Source organism: Streptomyces sp. NPDC052023 (genome assembly GCF_044548465.1).
GTDB lineage: Bacteria > Actinomycetota > Actinomycetes > Streptomycetales > Streptomycetaceae > Streptomyces.
This window is the reverse complement of the sequence record NZ_JBIUBW010000007.1, coordinates 150,340-168,709: the sequence shown is the minus strand read 5'-3', so window position 1 is coordinate 168,709 and position 18,370 is coordinate 150,340. Positions and strand designations below refer to the sequence as shown.

General features: G+C 72.7%; 14 protein-coding genes. 4 read left to right on the top strand and 10 right to left on the bottom strand.

Going from position 1 to position 18,370, the window contains the following annotated elements; translation table 11 throughout:
- Nucleotides 1–6: 6 nt before the first annotated feature.
- From fdh to ACIHCM_RS17335, 7 genes are all read right to left on the bottom strand, one after another.
- Nucleotides 7–3,267 carry a formate dehydrogenase gene (gene fdh, locus ACIHCM_RS17365; protein ID WP_399896003.1) on the bottom strand — a complete coding sequence of 1,087 codons (3,261 nt, stop codon included), beginning with the start codon at nt 3,265–3,267 and terminating at the stop codon, nt 7–9.
- Nucleotides 3,268–3,415: 148 nt separating this feature from the next.
- Complete coding sequence (gene nrfD, locus ACIHCM_RS17360) at nt 3,416–4,459, bottom strand: NrfD/PsrC family molybdoenzyme membrane anchor subunit (protein ID WP_399896000.1); 1,044 nt, start codon at nt 4,457–4,459, stop codon at nt 3,416–3,418.
- Between the two features lie 22 nt (nt 4,460–4,481).
- Nucleotides 4,482–5,510, bottom strand: coding sequence for a 4Fe-4S dicluster domain-containing protein (locus ACIHCM_RS17355; RefSeq protein WP_399895997.1), 1,029 nt, complete (start codon nt 5,508–5,510; stop codon nt 4,482–4,484).
- Nucleotides 5,511–5,801: 291 nt separating this feature from the next.
- A complete protein-coding gene (locus tag ACIHCM_RS17350) occupies nt 5,802–6,773 on the bottom strand; it encodes an SDR family NAD(P)-dependent oxidoreductase (RefSeq protein WP_399895994.1) in 972 nt (323 codons plus the stop codon).
- Between the two features lie 128 nt (nt 6,774–6,901).
- On the bottom strand, nt 6,902–7,759 hold the full coding sequence (locus ACIHCM_RS17345) for an ANTAR domain-containing protein (RefSeq protein ID WP_399895991.1): 858 nt from the start codon (nt 7,757–7,759) through the stop codon (nt 6,902–6,904).
- A 346-nt stretch (nt 7,760–8,105) separates the two neighbouring features.
- Complete coding sequence (locus tag ACIHCM_RS17340) at nt 8,106–8,567, bottom strand: MSMEG_6728 family protein (protein WP_399895988.1); 462 nt, start codon at nt 8,565–8,567, stop codon at nt 8,106–8,108.
- Between the two features lie 97 nt (nt 8,568–8,664).
- Nucleotides 8,665–9,546, bottom strand: coding sequence for an SDR family oxidoreductase (locus ACIHCM_RS17335; protein WP_399895985.1), 882 nt, complete (start codon nt 9,544–9,546; stop codon nt 8,665–8,667).
- A gap of 291 nt (nt 9,547–9,837) precedes the next feature.
- On the opposite strand from ACIHCM_RS17335, the gene ACIHCM_RS17330 reads away from it, so the two are divergent.
- Nucleotides 9,838–11,820, top strand: a complete 1,983-nt coding sequence (locus tag ACIHCM_RS17330; RefSeq protein ID WP_399896424.1) for a DUF1996 domain-containing protein — start codon at nt 9,838–9,840, stop codon at nt 11,818–11,820.
- Nucleotides 11,821–11,925: 105 nt separating this feature from the next.
- Here ACIHCM_RS17330 and ACIHCM_RS17325 read toward each other — a convergent pair whose 3' ends face one another.
- Nucleotides 11,926–13,653, bottom strand: a complete 1,728-nt coding sequence (locus ACIHCM_RS17325) for an ATP-binding cassette domain-containing protein (protein ID WP_399896420.1) — start codon at nt 13,651–13,653, stop codon at nt 11,926–11,928.
- A gap of 561 nt (nt 13,654–14,214) precedes the next feature.
- Between ACIHCM_RS17325 and ACIHCM_RS17320 the strand changes: the two genes are divergently transcribed.
- The 3 genes from ACIHCM_RS17320 (at nt 14,215) to ACIHCM_RS17310 (ending at nt 15,497) form a co-directional block, all read left to right on the top strand.
- On the top strand, nt 14,215–14,751 hold the full coding sequence (locus tag ACIHCM_RS17320; protein WP_399895982.1) for a DUF2269 domain-containing protein: 537 nt from the start codon (nt 14,215–14,217) through the stop codon (nt 14,749–14,751).
- Between the two features lie 199 nt (nt 14,752–14,950).
- A complete protein-coding gene (locus ACIHCM_RS17315) occupies nt 14,951–15,166 on the top strand; it encodes a hypothetical protein (RefSeq protein WP_399895979.1) in 216 nt (71 codons plus the stop codon).
- A 118-nt stretch (nt 15,167–15,284) separates the two neighbouring features.
- Nucleotides 15,285–15,497, top strand: coding sequence for a hypothetical protein (locus ACIHCM_RS17310; RefSeq protein WP_399895976.1), 213 nt, complete (start codon nt 15,285–15,287; stop codon nt 15,495–15,497).
- Nucleotides 15,498–15,566: 69 nt separating this feature from the next.
- Here ACIHCM_RS17310 and ACIHCM_RS17305 read toward each other — a convergent pair whose 3' ends face one another.
- The gene (locus ACIHCM_RS17305) at nt 15,567–17,228 is read right to left on the bottom strand and encodes an HAD-IA family hydrolase (protein WP_399895973.1); all 1,662 of its coding nucleotides are present in this window, start codon (nt 17,226–17,228) and stop codon (nt 15,567–15,569) included.
- 46 nt (nt 17,229–17,274) lie between these two features.
- Nucleotides 17,275–18,369 (bottom strand): ABC transporter ATP-binding protein, encoded by a 1,095-nt coding sequence (locus tag ACIHCM_RS17300; protein WP_399895970.1) that lies wholly within the window; start codon nt 18,367–18,369, stop codon nt 17,275–17,277.
- Nucleotide 18,370: the final 1 nt, after the last annotated feature.

The window sequence follows — 18,370 nt, the reverse complement described above, 5'->3', positions numbered from 1 at the left end:
GTCCGGTCAGGGATCCGTGCCCGTCCGGTCGTCGATGCCGGCCCGGTCCCGGTAGTCGCGCACCAGCCGCACGGCCGCGGGGCCCCTGGGCCGGCGCCCCGGCCTGATGTCGACGGCGAACGCCTTGGTCTCCTGGATGTGGGTGTTGGGGTCGAGGGCCATGTGCAGCAACTCGTTGGCGGCGTCCCCGGTGCTGTAGCCGTTAGGTCCCCAGTGGTAGGGCAGGCCGACCTGGTGCAGCGGGCGGCCGTGCACGGTCAGGGGCGGCACGCGGTCCGTGACCAGCACCCGTGCCTCGATCACGTTCCGGGCGCTGACGATCGTCGCCCAGCCCGTGTGTTCCAGCCCTCGCTCGGCGGCGAGTTCGGGGGAGACCTCGCAGAAGAACTCGGGTTGCAGCTCCGCCAGGTAGGGCTGCCAGCGCGACATGCCACCCGCGGTGTGGTGTTCGGTCAGCCGGTAGGTGGTGGCCACGTACGGGAACACCTCCGAACCGGGCTCGGTGCCGCTGGGCTGGTAGCGGTTGTCCGGATGTGGTGGCAGCAGATGCCGTACCGGGTTGCGCTGCCGGCCGTACAGCAGGTTCGGGAACGGCGAGTCCTGCGGCTCGTAGTGCGTGGGCAACGGGCCGTCGGTGAGGCCGGACGGCACGTACAGCCAGGCCTTGCCGTCGCCCTGCATGATGAACGGGTCGGTGCCCGACAGGGCCTCGGGCCCGGTCGCGCCGCGCGGCGGGAGGTAACCGGGCGACTTGTCCCTCTTGAAGTCGGCCACGTCGTGACCGGTCCACTCGCCGCGTTCCGCGTCCCACCAGACCAGTGCCTTGCGTTCGCTCCACGGCTTGCCGTCCGGATCGGCGGAGGCGCGGTTGTACAGGATGCGCCGGTTGGCGGGCCACGCCCAGCCCCACTCGTTCGCCACCCAGTTCTGCTGCTCGCCCGGCTTGCGGCGGGCCGCCTGGTTGACGCCGCCGGCGCGGACGCCGCAGTAGATCCAGCAGCCGCACGCCGTGGAGCCGTCGTCGCGCAGATCCTCGTACGAGGCGAGCGGGTTTCCCTCGGCGTCATGGCCGTTGATCTCGGCGAGGACGGCCTCGGCCTCCGGCTCGGCAAGCTCGCCCTTCGTCGGGTAGTCCCAGGCGAGGTCCAGCACGGGCCGGTCCATGGCGTCGGTCGAGGCGGCGAGCTTCTCCCGGACGATCCGCCCGAGATGGTAGGTGAACCACAGGTCGCTGCGGGCCTCGCCGGGCGGTTCGACGGCCTGGTGGTGCCATTGCAGCAGGCGCTGGGTGTTGGTGAAACTGCCGTCCTTCTCGGTGTGCGCGGCGGCCGGCAGGAAGAACACCTCGGTGCGGATGTCCTCGGTGCACAGCTCACCCGTCTCGATCTCCGGGCCGTCCCGCCACCAGGTGGCCGACTCGATGAGGGAGAAGTCCCGTACGACGAGCCAGTCCAGGTTGGCCATGCCCAGGCGCTGCATCTTGGCGTCGGCGGACCCCACCGCGGGGTTCTCCCCCATGAGGAAGTAGCCCCTGCAGGTGCCGTGGAGCTGCGACATGACCGTCTCGTAGGTGGAGTGCGAGCCGGTCAGGCGCGGCAGGTAGTCGAAGCAGAAGTCGTTCTCGGCGGTCGCGGCCTCACCCCAGTACGCCTTGAGCAGGCTGACCAGGTACGCACGCATGTTGCCCCAGTAGCCCTTGCGGGCCGCGTCGGCCTGGACGAACGAGTTCAGGTCCTGCTGCTGGTGGGCGTGCGGCATCGGAATGTAGCCGGGCAGCAGGTTGAACAGTGTGGGAATGTCCGTCGAGCCCTGGATGGAGGCGTGGCCGCGCAGGGCGAGGATGCCGCCGCCGGGCCGGCCGATGTTGCCGAGCAGACTCTGCAGCACGGCCGCCGCGCGGATGTACTGGACGCCGACGGTGTGCTGCGTCCAGCCGACCGCGTAGGCGAACGCGGTGGTGCGATCGCGCCCGGAGTTGTCGGTGACCAGTTCGCACACCTGGCGGAACAGGTCCTGCGGAACGCCGCAGATCTCCTCCACCATCCGGGGCGTGTAGCGGGCGTAGTGCCGCTTGAGGACCTGGAACACGCAGCGCGGATGGGAGAGCGTCTCGTCGCGTCGGGGCGTGCCCGCGCCGACGTCCGCGCCGCCCGCGCCATGGGCCTCGCCGCGCGCCGCCTCCGTCACCGCACTGCTGTCGCCCGTGCGCTTGCCGTACTCCTGGTCACGCTCGCCCGACGCCGTCTGGACCTCCGTACCGGCGTACTGCCAGCTGGTGTTGTCGTAGCTGCGGGTCTCGGGATCGAGCCCGGAGAAGACGCCGTCGAGGTCCTCGGTGTCGCGGAAGTCCTCGCGCAGCACGACGGGCCCGTTGGTGTAGGCCACCACGTAGTCACGGAAGTACTTGTCGTTGCTCAGGACATGGTTGATGATCCCGCCGAGGAAGACGATGTCCGAGCCCGCGCGCAGCGGCACGTGGAGGTCGGCCAGCGCACTGGTCCGGGTGAACCGCGGGTCCACGTGGATCACCTTCGCGCCCCGGGCCTTCGCCTCCATCACCCACTGGAACCCGACCGGATGGCACTCGGCCATGTTCGAGCCCTGGATGACGATGCAGTCGGAGTTCTGCAGGTCCTGTTGGAAGGTGGTCGCGCCGCCGCGGCCGAACGAGGTTCCCAGACCGGGAACGGTGGAGGAGTGTCAAACACGCGCCTGGTTCTCGATCTGCACTGCTCCCAGGGCGGTGAACAACTTCTTGATGAGGTAGTTCTCCTCGTTGTCCAGCGTGGCCCCGCCCAGGCTCGCGATGCCGAGGGTGCGCCGGGTGCGGGTGCCGTCGACCTCCCACTGCCAGCCTGCCCGGCGCGCCTCGATGACCCGGTCGGCGATCATGTTCATGGCCGTGCCGAGGTCGAGCCGCTCCCACTCGGTGCCGTGCGGGCGCCGGTACAGGACATGGTGCTCGCGGGCGTCGCCGGTGGTCAGCTGAAGGCTGGCCGAGCCTTTGGGGCACAGGCGCCCCCGGGAGATGGGGGAGTCGGGATCCCCCTCGATCTGCGTGACCTGTTCGTCCTGGACGTACACGTTCTGGCCGCAGCCCACGGCGCAGTACGGGCAGATCGACTTCACCACGCGGTCCGCCGAGGCGACGCGGGGGGTGAGCCGCGCGCTGGCGCCGCTCTTTGCGGCGGCCCCGCGGCCCAGCGGATCCGTCCCCGTGAGCTGGCGGTAGACCGGCCAGGAGTCGATCCAGGTGCGCACGCCCATGTCGTCTGCCCTCTTCCTCCACGTCCTCCCCGGCCGATTCTCCCGCAGCCGGGCGGGCTCGGCATCCGCTGCTCACGCCGTCCGCGCGGTCACGGCACGGCGCGGGGTACCCGGCAGTCCGGCGTCGCAACGGGGCCGGGGCGACCGGTCAGTGACCGTCGGAGCGTGCCCGCGCCTCCAGACGTTCCCGCTGCGGTACGACGGTGTACTTCGGGTCCTCCGCCGAGGCCACACCCGCGTGGAACACGCCGAACCGCAGGGCCGCCGAACCGGCCAGCAGCGCCGTGCCGGCCGTCGCGGTGAGCAGCCGGGCCCGCCCGCCCGCGCCGTCGCGGCCCGCGTAGGCCGCCAGCGCGGCGCCGCCGGCCGTGAGCACCTCGGCCGAGCGCAACTGCCACCGCTGCTTGCCCAGTTCGTACGGCTCGGCGGCCAGGCCCATACGCCGTTTCATCAGCTGGAAAGCGCCCAGCTCCAGTCCCGCGCCGAGCAACGCCATACGGCGTGCCGGGCCGGCCTCCCGCAGTGGCGCGCAGGTCAGGGCGAGACCCGCGGCCGCGGTGGCGGCCGAACCGGCGAAGACGAACGGCATCTCGCGGTGGCCCTCGTGCCACGAGGGGACCGCGGTGTCGGAGAGCAGCACGGCGGTGTAGGTGGCGACGGCCGGGCCGAGCGCGGCGGCGCCCGCCGTGGCGGCGCCACCGACGATCCGGTGGCGGCCCGCGACATCGGCGGCAGCGGCGGCCATCGTGAGCGGGGCGTAGCTCGCCAGCAGCCACGACCCCAGGTTGAGGGGGGAGGTGGGCTTGAAGACGCGCAGCATGTGGAGGAAGCGGGCGGGACGGCCCAGGTCGTGCACCAGCGCCGCCAGCGACAGCGAGATCGCTCCGGCCGCGCCGAGCTTCGCGGCGCGGGCCAGGCCCGGGCGGCCCGTGACGTGGCCGCCCGCGGCCAGCAGGGAGGAGGCCCCGGCGAGTCCGCCGAGGCAGAGGTAGCCCGCGACGTCCAGCGGCTTCCATGTCGGCCGGTTGAGGATCGGCTTGCCGTAGTACGAGGAGAACTCCACGTCGGGCACCATCGCCCGTTCGCCGCCTCCTCGACGCCGCCGCCGGCGTCCGGTCCGGGCCCCCGTCATGGCGTCGCGACCAGGGCGCGCGCCCTCCACCCCGTTCCGGGTGACGTCGGACCCGCTCATCGCGGCCTCCTGACGGAACTGGTCATCGTGGCCTCCTGGCGAAACTGACGGCGGCCAGCGCGGCGAGCGACGCGGCGGCGGCCGCCGCGTGCCGCCACATCGAGGGCAGATCGCGGGTGGTGACGACCGGGTCGGGCGGCAGCCCGTAGACCTCCGGTTCGTCCAGCAGCAGGAAGAACGCGCCGTCGCCGCCGACCCCGTCCCCCGGGTCCTCGCCGTACAGGCGCGCGTCCGTCACGCCGGCCGCGTGCAGTTGCGTGACCCGGGCCGCCGCCCGCTCCCGCAACTCCTCCAGGGGACCGAACTGGATGGAGTCGGTCGGGCACGCCTTGGCGCAGGCGGGTTCCATGCCGACGCCCAGACGGTCGTAGCACATGGTGCACTTCCAGGCGCGGCCGTCGCCGGGGCGCTGGTCGATGACGCCGTACGGGCAGGCCGGAATGCAGTAGCCGCAGCCGTTGCAGATGTCCTCCTGGACGACCACCGTGCCGAACTCGGTGCGGAAGAGCGACCCGGTCGGGCAGACGTCGAGGCAGGCCGCGTGCGTGCAGTGCTTGCACACGTCGGAGGACATCAGCCAGCGCAGTTCGGTACGTCCGTCGGGCGCGACGGGGGAGATCGCCCCGGCCGAGCCGGGCTCCGGGGACGTGGCGCCCGGGCCGGGGGGCGATGGGGACAGGCCCAGGTTCGTGGCGGCGGTGAAGACGTCGACGTTCTCGTGCCCGACGCCGGGCTCCTGACCGCCCAGCGGCTTGCGCTGCTCGATGAAGGCCACATGCCGCCAGGTGCTGGCGCCGAGTCCCTGGGTGTTGTCGTAGGACATGCCGGTCAGTTCCAGACCGTCCTCGGGGATCGCGTTCCACTCCTTGCACGCCACCTCGCACGCCTTGCAGCCGATGCACACGGAGCTGTCGGTGAAGAAGCCCATGCGCGGCGGGTGGCCGGTGTACCCGGCCGCTCCCGCCACGTCGGGCTGCGGACCGGACAGCAGGCCGCCCTGGGCCGCCTCCTTGCCCGTCCCATCCCCTGCGGCGGTGCTGTCCTCCGTCATGCCAGGGACCTCCTCGCTCATGACTCGCCGGCCTGCCCGTGGCTGAACCGGTAACCGAGGCGGTGCTCACGGACCTGTGCGCCGCACCCCCGTCCGTGTGCCCCTGGCGGCGACTGGTCACGCACGCGGTGCACCCGCCTGCCGATGACCGCCGCCGGCCGGTCCTCGCGGTCCGTCCGTGGCCCGCCTGTCTTCCAGCAGACGCCGACGGCCCGTCGTCCGCAGCCCGGACGCACCCGTTCGGCGGCGTGGGGACTGCGCAAGCCCCGCACGTCCAGGACGGCCCGGGTCTCAGCCGGCGAACGCGTCGACGCCGGTCAGCTCGGCGGACAGGGCCCACAGCCGGGCTGCCTGCTCCGGGTCCGTCGCCCAGTCCTTGACGCCGGCCCGGGTACCGTCCGCCGGGGCGGGCTCGGCGATGTCGCAGTCCTCCAGGTAGACGCCGCCCATGCCGTTCAGCTGGGGGGAGGTCGCCGCCCACACCTGCGTGGCGGCGCCCTGCTGCGGCGTCTTGAACGCCTCGGGGTGGACCAGGTTGCCGTCCTCGTCGATCCAGCCCCGTTCGACCATCTCCTGCTTCGGCAGATGCCGCTGAAGGGGGGTGAGGATGCCACCGGGGTGCAGCGAGAAGGAGCGCACGCCCCGCTCCCGGCCGAGCCGGTCGAGATGCACGGCGAACAGCGCGTTCGCCGTCTTGGCCTGGCCGTACGCCTCCCACTTGTCGTAGCCGTGCCGCCAGTGGACGTCGTCCCAGCGGACGGGGGAGGCGTGGTGGCCGGTGGAGGAGACCGAGACGACGCGGGCGCCGCCCGGCTCGATCGCCGGCCACAGACGGTTGACGAGGGCGAAGTGCCCGAGGTGGTTGGTGGCGAACTGCGCCTCCCAGCCCGGCCCGACCCGGGTCTCGGGGCAGGCCATCACGGCCGCGCTGTCGATGACGATGTCGAGGGTCCGGCCCGACGCGAGGAACCGGTCGGCGAAGGCACGCACGCTGTCCAGGTCGCCGAGGTCCAGTTCGCCGACCTCGATGCCGTCGATGCCGGCCAGGTTCTCCCGCGCCGTGCCGGTCCGGCGGGCCGGGACCACGACCTGGGCGCCGGCCTTCGTCAGGGCGCGGACGGTCTCCAGGCCGATGCCGGAGTAGCCACCCGTCACCAGGGCGAGCCGACCGGTCAGATCGATGCCCGCGAGGACGTCGTCGGCGGTGCTCCGGGCGCCGAAACCCGAACCGATCCTGTGCTGTGGTGTGGTGCTGTCGCTCATGACCGCACGCTACGAATGCGAGTGCCCTCGAAGTCAAGCGCGGCCCGCGGCCGTGGCCCCACGCGCCGCGAACGAGGCAGCGACAGGGCGCGGACGGGCGCACCGCTGAGGCCCGGCCGCGGCGTCGTCTACTGCCTGGCCGTGGCGTGCAGGTCCTCCAGGGCGTCGAGGACGACGGTGTTGCGGTGCCATACCAGCCATCGGCCGACATGGGCGCCCAGGTGGTGCAGCGCGCTGAGCTGCGCGCCGCTGAGTTCGTTCAGGGCCTGCTCGTGGTGGGAGGAGATCATGCCCAGCACGGTGCCTCTCGGCGTGGTCAGGGGCACACTGTGGCAGGCGCGGCTGCCGGACTGCAGGATCACTTCCCGGGAGGCCTCGTCGAAGGTGTCCGAGGCCGCCACGTCCTTGACGGTGACCTGCCGGTTCTGTTCGGCCGCCTGCGCGCAAGAGGTCGTCGTGGACTCGATGAACGCGAAGAAGTCGGTGAAGCGCCGGTTCAGCCCGGTGTGCTTCTCCATGCGCAGCATGCCGTTCTCCACGATCTGCACGTTGCCCATGCTGGTGTCGTTGATGTGCAGGACCCGCCCCATCGCGGCCTTGAGCACCGCGCCGTCGCTCGTGGTGCTCGCGCCGCCCTTCAGCGCCAGGCCGGGCAGTGGCGGCGGCGCTGGGCGGTGGGGGCGGGAGAACCATCTGCGGCCGGCCGGGTCGGGGGCCGGACTTCGCAGCGTGGCGTCGGCGAGGGTGTGCAGCTTGGTGTTGTGGCGCTGGGAGGCGGAGCGCAGCAGCTGGAACGCCTCCTGACGTGATTCGAGCCGGTAGCGGGAGAGAAGAACGTCCTCCGCGCCTGCCACCACGGCGTGCGCCAGGCGCCGGTTCCGCGCTTCGACCGCGTCCTGCCGCTCCGGGTCCTCGGTGTCCCGGCACCGGCCGTCGCCCGGCTTCCTGGTGGCGTCCGGCACCGGCGTTTCGGGGCGCTCTGTCACTGCATCGTCTCCTCGCCCGGGCAGCTGGCATCACGGCGCCGCCCGGATAGCCGTTCCATGTCACGCCCAGGGGCGCTCACGGACATCGCGGGGGTGTGCCTGCTGCCCAAGCACTCGCCCCACTGTAAACACGTCACTGACCAGCAGCGCCAGACCGCCTGGGGGCCACGGCCGCCCGCGGGCGACTCCCGCTTCACGACCTCGCCCCGTACAGCCGCTGCCCATGACCGCGCCCGCCGGAGGCCGTTTCGTGCCCCCGCCCGCGGATCGCCGGCCGCGCACCGGCGGTTCCCACCCCGCACCTGAGCCGGGCCCGGCGCCTGCGGCGACCGCCGCGTTTCCCCCGCTACCGGTCGGACCGCGGCCACACGTAGGGCAGATCGTCCGGCACGCCCGGGAACGCGTCCGTGTACGTCTCGGGATCCTTGCGTACGAGTGCGGAGCGATGGCTGAGGTGGAAGGCCTCGTCGCCGAGCCAGGGCGGCAGTTCCGACGCTGCGGCCAGAGCGGACTGATTGCGTACGCGAGCGCCCGGACGGCCCGCGGCGAATCCGGCGACCAGCGAGGCGGCACAGCTGTCCTGGTGGCCCTGCTCGCGCCACACCCGGCAGACCTCCAGCCCGTACCGGACCAGGGCCTCCTCGTAGCCGGTCCACATGCGTACCGCCGGGTGCCTGCGCCAGCCGTACCCCGGAACGGTCAGCCCCCGTAGTACTTGGAGCGCCTCGACCCGCTGCTTGCCCAGGCGGCGGCGGTCGAGCAGCAGGGCGGAGCGCCGGAAGTCCGGATCGGGCAGGAACGTCTGCATGATCGCCGTCCTGACGAGGGGAACCGAGGACGGGCCACTGCCCGGGGCGGCTCGCCCGGGGTGGTACGACGGGCACCACCCAATGTGCCCCCCTGACTCAGGGCGCGCCTCCCGTCGCCGCCCGGTCGGCCTCGCCACCGGCACCGAGCAGCCCGGTCGGCAGAAAGGGCTCCTCCGCCTCCAGGAGGGGCAGGCGGCGCCGGGCGAGGCGCAGGACCAGGGGAGGGAGGGCGGCACGCACCGGCTGCACCAGCCGCAGCCATGGGGGCGCGTAGACCGCCGTGCGCCGGCGCTCCAGACCGCGCACGATCCGGCCGGCGACCGCCTGCGCGCTGTACACGCGCCGCGCGGGCGGCGGCATGTGGAGGCGCAGCTGCCGCAGTACGGCGTGCCGGTTGGCGTCGTGGACCATGTCGGTGCCGGTCCAGTTCAGGTAGGCGATGCCCACGCTGACCCCTTGGTGCGCCACCTCGGCCCTGAGGCTGTGGGCGAAGGCCTCGACGCCGGCCTTGGAAGCGCAGTAGGCGCTCATCAGCGGGGCCGCCCCAAGCGACGCGAGGGACGCCACCTGAAGATAGTGACCCGCCGTGTCGATCAGGTCGGGCAGGAAGGCACGGGCCGTCTGCGCGCTGCCGACGAGGTTCACGTCGACGACCCGCCGCCAGGTGGCCGGGTCCGACGTGACGAAGGGACCGCCCTCGGCGATGCCGGCGTTCGCGATCACGACGGAGGCCGGTCCCAGACGGGTACGTACGGTGCGCGCAGCCGCGTCGAGTGCGGCGGGGTCGGTGACGTCGAGCTCCAGGGCGAGCGCCGTCGTGGGCAGCCCCGCGGCCACCGACTCCAGGAGGGGCTTCTCGTGCCCGAGCAGGGCCACCCGCGCGCCCCGGGCCGCCGCCTCGCGCGCCAGCGCCGCGCCGAGCCCACGTGCGGCTCCGGTCACCACGACCGTCCGGTCGCCGAGCGGACTGCTGTGCATCGCCTGCCCTCCTTGCCGGCCACCAAGGCCCCCGCGCATCACTTCCCGCTTCCGGCCACGGGTGGATGCGCCGGAGACGCTCTTCCTCCGGTCGGCCGACGACCACCGGGCGACCGTCCCCGACTCCCGCGAATTTCGTGAGCCGGTTGAACACACCGGCTCCATCCCGCGTATGGCATCCGGGGGAACTCATGCCCGGGTCGACCAACGCGTAGGAGTACAACCGTGGGACGCAACACGCGCAGACGCCCAACCGGCGCGAGACGCGCGACATTCGCAGCCGTCGCGCTGATGCTGGGTGGCGGAGGACTGGTCGGTGTGAACGTGTACGCCTCCGCGACCGGCAGCGGTGCGGGCGGCGACGTCGGTGACACCACGAGCGTGTGGGGCGCCGCGACGATCGACTGCCCCGATGTGGGCGAGCGGCTGACCTCGGTGCCGGACGCGGCACGGGCGGAGGTCGACAAGGAACTCGCCCTGCTCGACCAGCAGATCGCCGACGCCTATCGGCAGGTGCAGGAGCAGCAGGCCGGTTCCGCTGCGGACGCGGTCCTGCAGCCTCTGACGGAGCAACGCGGGGCCACGATCGAGCGCATCGCCGTCGCCCTGGACGCCGCGGGCGAGCGGCCGGAGGGGCTGGAGGCTCTGGCGGCGTGCACGTTGCTGGAGGCCGAGGGCGCGCAGGGCACCGCCGGTGAGGAAGAGGCGGGGGACGGCTCCGAGGGCGAGCAGGGCGGCGGGCCCGGGGACGACGGGCAGGCGGGCGACGAGGGCCAGGGTGGCGACGGGCAAGGGGGCATCGGGGGCCAGGCCGGCAACGGACCTGTCGCCGCGGACTACGCGGACATCACCGGCGTCCAGCCCAACGTGCCCGCACCGCCCCGGACGGAAGCCGCTTCGCGCGGCACCTTCACGACCAGTTGCGGTGTCAACGCCGAGGGCCTGTTCAACTCGGACAACGTGATCGTCGCCCCCGGCGTCAGCAACGGGGCGCACCACTTCCACGACTACATCGGCAACCAGTCCAACGACGCCTTCGCCAGCGACGACGACCTCGCCGCCGCCGACACCAGTTGCGTGGACCAGGGCGACAAGTCGTCGTACTACTGGCCCGTGCTGCGTCTGCAGAACGGCACGCAGGAGCGGGACGCCCAGTCGCCCGGTGGCGGAGTGGAAGGCAACGCCGGCGAGATCGTGACGCCGAAGGAGGTCACGCTGACGTTCGTGGGCAGCCCGCTCGGTGAGGTCACCGCGATGCCCCGGCTGCTGCGCATCATCACCGGCGACGCGAAGGCGTTCGTCAACGGCCCCGGCAACGCGAACGCCTCCTGGAGCTGCACCGGCTTCGAGGACCGGCAGCTGAAGGACAAGTACCCGCTGTGCCCGTCCGGCAGCGACGTGGTCCGCACCTTCCGCTTCCAGAGCTGCTGGGACGGTTTGAACATCGACAGCGCCAACCACCGCACCCATGTGGCCTTCGCCGACGCCTCCGGGAACTGCCCCGCCGGGTTCCGCGCGATCCCGCAGCTGGTGCAGCGGATCGTCTACGACGTCGACGCGCCGAGTCTGAACGACGGCGGCCGTACGACGCCGCTGTTCGCGGTGGACTCCTTCCCCGAGCAGCTCCACAAGCCGGTCACGGACCACGGTGACTTCATCAACGTCTTCGACGAGGGCCTGATGGCGGAGATGGTCGACTGCATCAACTCCGGGCGGCAGTGCGAGGCGGGCGCCGGAGGCGGCGACGGCGGCGACGGCGGCAACGGCGGAGGCAACGAGGAGCCGACGGCTGCCCCCGAGGATCCGCAGGACGGCGGCGGCGACGGCGGTGGCGAGCAGCCCGGTGAGCCTGGTGGCGGCGGTGGCGAGCAGCCCGGCGAGCCTGGTGACGGAGGTGCGGACCAGCCCGGCAAGGGTGCCGGTGACGGTGCCGGGCCCACCGGAGCCCCCGGCGAGGACGCTCCCGCCGCCCCGTCGGACGGCGCCCCGTCCGGCGACGCTCCCGCGACGACCGCGCCGCGCCCCGCGGAGCCCAAGGCGGCCGGCACCCCGAACGCCCCGGCACCGGTGGCCACGTCCCAGGAGCCCGTTGCCGAAGCGGGGGCCGGCGGCTCCGGCACCGAGTCGCCGGCCGGGCAGCAGGCCGCCGCTCCGCAGGGGAACCAGGGCGGACTGGCCGAGACGGGGACCCGTCTGTGGCCCGCCGCAGCAGGCTCCGCACTGCTGATCGCAGGCGGGCTCCTCCTGGTGCGGACCCGGCGCCGCCAGATGTGAGCCCGGCCCGCAAGCACTGACGTGCCCCGGCACGGCGCCCGCGGCGCCGGCGCCGGGGCACGCGCCGTGGGGGAGGGGCGACCTGGCTCCCCCACGGCACGGGTTCTAGCGGTCCTGCGACAGCCGGAGGAGTTCGGCGAAGGTGCCGCCGGCGTGGACCAGGTCGTCGTACCGGCCCTGTTCGGTGATCCTGCCGTGCTCCATGACCACGATGTGGTCGGCGACCTTGGTGTTCTCCAGGCGATGGGTGACGACGATCGTGATGCGGTCGGCGGCGATGGCCTTGATCCGCTCGAAGATCTGGTGCTCGCCGCGCGGGTCCATCTGGGAGGTGGGCTCGTCCAGGATCAGCAGCTCCGGGCGGCGGTACAGGGCCCGGGAGCAGGCGAGACGCTGCCACTGGCCGCCCGACAGTTCCGCCCCGCCGAAGATCTCTCGGGCCAGAAGTGTGTCGAGGCCGCCGGGGAGGTCCCCGATCGCCTCGCGCATGCCGACGGCGTCGACCGCCTCCCACACCGGTTCGTCGTCGTGGGTGCGCGGCTGGCCGAGGGTCACGTTCTCGCGGACCCGCAGGGGCCACTGGGCGAAGATCTGGGGGACGAGGCCGGTGTGCCGCCACACCGTGGCCGGGTCGGTCGCCGCCAGGTCGGAGCCGTTCCAGATGACGCGGCCCTTGTCGGCGAGGTAGATCCCGGTGATGAGTCGCGTGAGGGTGGACTTTCCCGACCCGTTGACGCCGACGATCGCGAGGATCTCGCCGCGTCGCAGGGTGAGGGAGACGCCGTCGACGGCCGGTGCGTCCTTCCCGGGGTACTGGTAGACGATCTCCTCCAGGCGGATCTCCCTGACCGGAGCGGAGACTTCGAGGCGGCCCCGCCGGGGCGCGCGGACCTCGGCGTCGTCCAGGAACGCGTGCATGTCGCTCAGATAGAGGCTGGTGTGGAAGAGAGCGGCGCCGTTGACGATCACCTGGGAGAGCGCGGCCAGCGTGGTCTGCACCGCGACGACCGCCGTCGCGGCGAGGGCGAGCGCGATGCGGCCGGTGGTGGCCAGCCACGTCAGCGCACCCCAGGTGGCGACCAGGAAAACGCCGGCGACGAGCGAGGAGGCCAGTGAGATCCGCAGTGTGCGGGGAGCCGCCGCCAGGGTCCGCCGGTCGCAACGGTCGGACAGGGAGCGGTACCAGAAGAGCAGGTAGTCCGTCATGGAGTTGGCGCGGACCTCGTCGCCGTACTTGGGGGACGTCGACCACCAGCGCATCATGCCGCGGACATTGCGGTCGGCGATGTTCGCGTAGTGGATCTCGTAGTCGACGCGTGCGGTGAGCACCGCGCCGACGCCGGCCGGGAGGACGGCGAGCAGGAGCAACGGCAGCATCAGCGGGTTGAGCACGCTGAGCGCCCCGGCGGCGGTGACCATCCGGACCAGCGCCGACAGAAAGCGCTGGGCGTCGGTGACCATCACATGGGTGCGGATGACACCCATCTCGGCGGCCTCCTGCCGGTCGGAGAATCCGTCCACCGCGTACGCCGACGCCTCGACCCGGCACACCGCCGCCACCAGCGCGGTGTCGGTCTCGGTGGTGAGCCGGGGCGTGATGCGGCGCTCCGCATAGGTGGCGACGGTGCCGGCGACCCGGGTCGCAGCTGCGGCCGTGCCCACGACGACCAGGGACGGCAGGGCCTCGTGCAGCCGGTCGGTGACGCTGCCGGTGCCGAGGATCGGTCGCATGGCACCGGCGGTCGCCGCGAGCAGCACGGCAGCCGCGGCACCGGTGACCACCGGGCAGGCCAGCAGGACCAGCACGGCTCGACGGTCGATCCGCCATGACATGCCGATGATGCTGCGCAGAACCTTGGGGACCTGGGCGCAGAGCTTGCGGAAGGAGGCCTCACCGAGGGGGTTCACGGAGTATTCCCCCGTGTACCGGATCTCCGCCGGTGGCGGGGGAGGAACCGTGCCCCCCTGCTTGTTCTCGCGTGAATCCGTTGCGCTCAACTGCGTTCCTCCCTCGTTGACGGACGTGCCGGCCGTGGCGACATCGGGGTCAACGACGCCGACCCCGATATCGAACACGCGTGTTTGAGACGGACCCGGAAGCCCGGGATGGAGCGGCGCGCGGCGCATGTAGCACTCACGGACCGTTGTCCGGCCTGGATTCACGTCGATCCGCCCATGGCCGACACACCGTTGTCGGATGCCTGTGTGACGGGCGGGATTTCCGGGCCGAGTGATGCCGGGGACTGCCCCCGCGACGGTCGCGACGCCGCTCACCGCGAACTCCGACGCCGCGCGTACGAGATGCCGGACCCCCTGTGTACGCCGAGGCCAGTAGGCCGGATTACTCCCGCTGTCGGACGCGGCGCCCACCTGCCGCGCGGCACCGTGGTGGGCGTGAAACTCAGCCGTCCCGCACGCCGGGCCTCACTCGTCGTCCATGTCGTCGCCTCCGCCGGCTGGCTCGGGCTCACGCTCGGGCTGCTCGCACTCGGCGTCACCGCGGCCACCTCCGGCTCGGCGGTGACGGTGGAGGCATCCGTACGGACCATGAAGCTCTTCGCCGACTGGCTCCTGCTTCCTGTCGCCTTCCTCAGTCTCTTCAGCGGCTTGCTGCTGTCCCTGGGCACGGCGTGGGGGCTGGCCAGGCACCGATGGGTCTGCACGAAGTTCTGGCTGACCCTGGCCACGACCACCGCCACGGTCTTCGCCCTGCGGCCCGGGGTGAACGCCGCGGTCGCCGGTGTGGCGGCCGGCGGCGGGCTGCCGGACGCCGGTGACGTCCTCATGGGACCGATCGTGTCGCTGTCCGCCTACCTGTTCATGACCGTGATCTCGATCCTCAAGCCCTGGGGGCTGACTCGCCGGGGCCGCAGGCTCCGGGCCGCCGCCCGCAGGCCGGAAGCCGCCGGTCGTGTGACCGAGGTGGTCTGACGTCTCCGTTCGGCAGCGCCTGCGATCCACCGGACCCGTGGACGGCCGGGCGCCGGGTTCGCTGAGCCGGGGGCTGTGGACGCGGCGGTGTCCAGGGCCATCAGGGTGGTCGCAGGCCGTGTCGGGCGTCCGGCGCGGGGCCGGGCCGCGATCCTGGGCCAAAAGCGGCGGCACCCATCCCACCGACAAGGAGCACGGCATGCCGACGGATACGGTCGGACGTTTTCTGGCGGCTCTGGACCCGGAGCACCGGGAGGCGGTCAGCGCCCGGTCACGCGAGGATCAGGAGCGTCTCGCGGGAGCCTGGGAACGTGAGCTCGAAGCGGACGACGAACTCGACACCCTCGACGAGCTGTCCCCCCGGGCGGCGGAAGCCGAGGCCGCCCGCCGTGTCATGGAGCGCGAAGCCGGATAGGACGCTACTTCCCTGTGGCTCCGCCTCCGGCCGCTCCGCTTCCCCGTCCGGACCCGAGGTTGCCGACCTGGCCGGCAGCTGTCCACCAGGTGATCACTCGGCCGGCCATCGCGTCGGGGTGAAGTCCCAGGGGGTCGAGTCCGAAGTGATGCTCCAGCTCGTACCGCAGGAACTCACCGATCTCCGTCCGGTCGGCACCGGCACGGAGCCGCCGGAGCAGCGGGGCGAGCATGCAGTCGTACTCGTCCTGCACGGCGTCGGCGACGCCGATCGGGTCCCACTCGTCGAGCAGCCGCCGTCGCTCCTGCCCGGTCGCGCTGTCTCGGGATGAGATCGCATCAGTGTGTCAGCCGGGATTCCCCGCCCATGTGTCCGGCCACCGCCAGGTCACTCGCGGCGTTCACGCTGACAGGGACCTCGGCGGAGCGTCGGGCAGCGCGAACGTCGTGACGACCGCCGCGTGGTCCGACGGCCAGTCGTTGCCGGCGACGTCGGGCCAGACCCGCGGGGTCCCGGCGACGTAGGTCCGCGAGTCGAGCACCCGCAGGCCGCGGTGCAGGACGTAGTCGATCCGGTCCTGCGGTTCGGGCCGGCCGCTGCCGTCCTCGTGCAGTCGGTGGATCGGAGACCAGGTGTGGCCCGGGGCGGTGACGGGATCGGGGTGCGCCTCACGGTAGGAGTCACGCAGGCCCGCCTCCTCGGCCGCGCGGGTCACCGGCCAGCCGACGTCCCGCCGGTCGAGGTGCGAGGGGCAGTTGAAGTCGCCGGCCAGCACGACGGGTACCCCGTCGTCGCCTGCCTCCGCGATCCGCCGCAGTGCGTCACGCATCTGGCCGAGCCGGACCTCCTCGTGGGCGATCAACTCGTCGGCGCCGAGCCCGTCGAAGGCGGACTCGTACGGCCCGTACGGCGTGCAGTGCAGGTGGGCCGTCCATACGTCGACCTCCCGTCCGGGACCGACCAGGATCCGCGCGCCGGCCGCCCCGTAGAAGGCGACGTCCGGGTCGCCGTGGTGGGCGATGACGGGATGGCGGCTGATGATGCCGAGGTTCTCGCCCGCGGTGTGGTGGTGCCAGCCGAGGGCCTCGGCCAGTTCGCGGGACGCCGTACCGGCGGTCTCCTGGAGCGCGACGACGTCCGCGCCGGTGTCTCGGACCACCTTGATCTGTTTGGCGCGACGGTCGTCCACGTACGAGCCTGCGAGCCACAGGTTCCAGCTCATCACGCGCAGCCGGGGCACACCCGCCGCCTTCGGCTCGCCCACAGGCGCCGCGCCAGGGACGGACGAGGCGCCGGTGACGGGCGCGGTCGTCATCCTGGGCTCCGCCGTCGTCGTGGCCCTCGGCCCGTGCGCAGCCACCTCCCCGGACCCACCCGCGGCCGGGGTTCCCGGCCCCGGCCCCATCGCCTCACGCACCACCATCGCGTTCAGCTCTTGCGTGGTCACCCCCACAAGACTCGCCCGCACGGTCCGCCCCGGTGCCGCCGCGATCGGCGCCAGTGAGGGCACCGCCAGGACGGCGCAGCCGGCCGCCTCGGCGGAGGTGACGCCGGTCTGGGTGTCCTCGACGGCGACGCACGCGGCCGGTTCGGCGCCGAGCGCGTGGCAGGCGGCGAGATAGGGGTCGGGGGCGGGTTTGCTGAGGGCGGTGTCGTCCGCGGTGACGGCGACCGCGAACCGTTCGGCGCCGAGCGCGTCGAGGACGGTACCGGCGACGGCCCTCGGCGACGCGGTGACCAGCGCGGTCGGTACGCCGTCCCGGGCGAGTGCGTCCAGCAGGTCGAGCGCGCCGGGGCGGGGCACGATGCCGGTGCGGACGCGCTCGGCGAACTCGCGGTGCAGGGTGGCGGACAGATCGGCGACGGGCCGGCCGGTGGTGTCGGCCAGCCAGGCCGCCGTGTCGTCGACTGTCCGGCCGAGCACCTCGGGCCGGTCCGCGTCGGTCAGCGGCCGCCCGGCCACGTGTTCCACCGCCTCCCACCACAGCCGCTCGGTGTCGACGAGCGTGCCGTCCATGTCGAACAGAACGGCCTGGAGGGGGAGCGGGGGGTGGGGGGTCACGCGTGGTTCTCTTTTCTGCCGCGGTCGCTTGCCGGTGGGGGTTGCCTCAACTCTGCGTGCGCTCCGCCACCAGCACGGCCCGCTCCGGCAGCGACACGCCGACGGCGGACCCGGTGCCGAGCCCGGCGGCGTCGTGCGCGGGCAGGTCGGCCTTCACCTCGGTGCCGTCGGCGAGGCGTACGGTCACCCGGACGACGGCGCCCAGGAACGCGGTGGCGACGATGTGTGCCGTACCGCTGTCGTCGGCGCCGACGCGCACGGACTCGGGCCGCACCAGCACGTCCACCTCCGTCACGCCGCTGCCCGGCACCGGTCCGTCGACGGGCAGCCGCTGCCCCAGCACCTCGACGTCCGCGCCTCGCAGCGTGCCCGGGATCCGGCTCATCGTGCCGACGAACTCGGCGACGAAGGCGGTCGCCGGGCGGCCGTACAACTCGGCGGGTTCGGCGCACTGTTCGAGCCGGCCGGCGCGCATGACGGCCACCCGGTCGGCGACGGACAGCGCCTCCTCCTGGTCGTGCGTCACGAACAGGGTGGTGATGCCCAGCTCCTGCTGGAGCCGGCGGATCTCCTCGCGCAGCGACAGCCGCACCTTGGCGTCGAGCGCGGACAGCGGCTCGTCCAGCAGCAGCACCCGGGGGCGCAGGGCGAGTGCCCGGGCCAGCGCGATCCGCTGCTGCTGCCCGCCGGAGAGCTGGTGCGGGAACCGCTCACCCTTGTCGGCGAGCCCGACCAGTTCCAGCAATCCGGCGGCCCGGGCACGGCGTTCGGCCGTGCGTACCTTGGCGATCCGCAGCCCGAAGGCCACGTTGTCGAGCGCGCTCAGATGCGGGAAGAGGCTGTAGGACTGGAAGACCATCCCGGCGTCCCGGCGATGGGCGGGGATCCGGGTGACGTCGCGGCCGTCGACCAGTACGGCGCCCGAATCGGGATGCTCGAATCCGGCGAGCATCCGCAGCGCCGTGGTCTTGCCACAGCCGGACGGGCCCAGCAGCGCGAGGAACTCCCCGGGCCGGACGGTCAGATCGAGGCCGTCGAGAGCGACCGTGGTCCCGAACTCCCGGCGCAGTTCCCGGAATTCGACGGTGGCTGCCTGGGCTGCGGCGGCCTTCTCAGGGTTCTCAAGGGTGGTGGCGGTCATG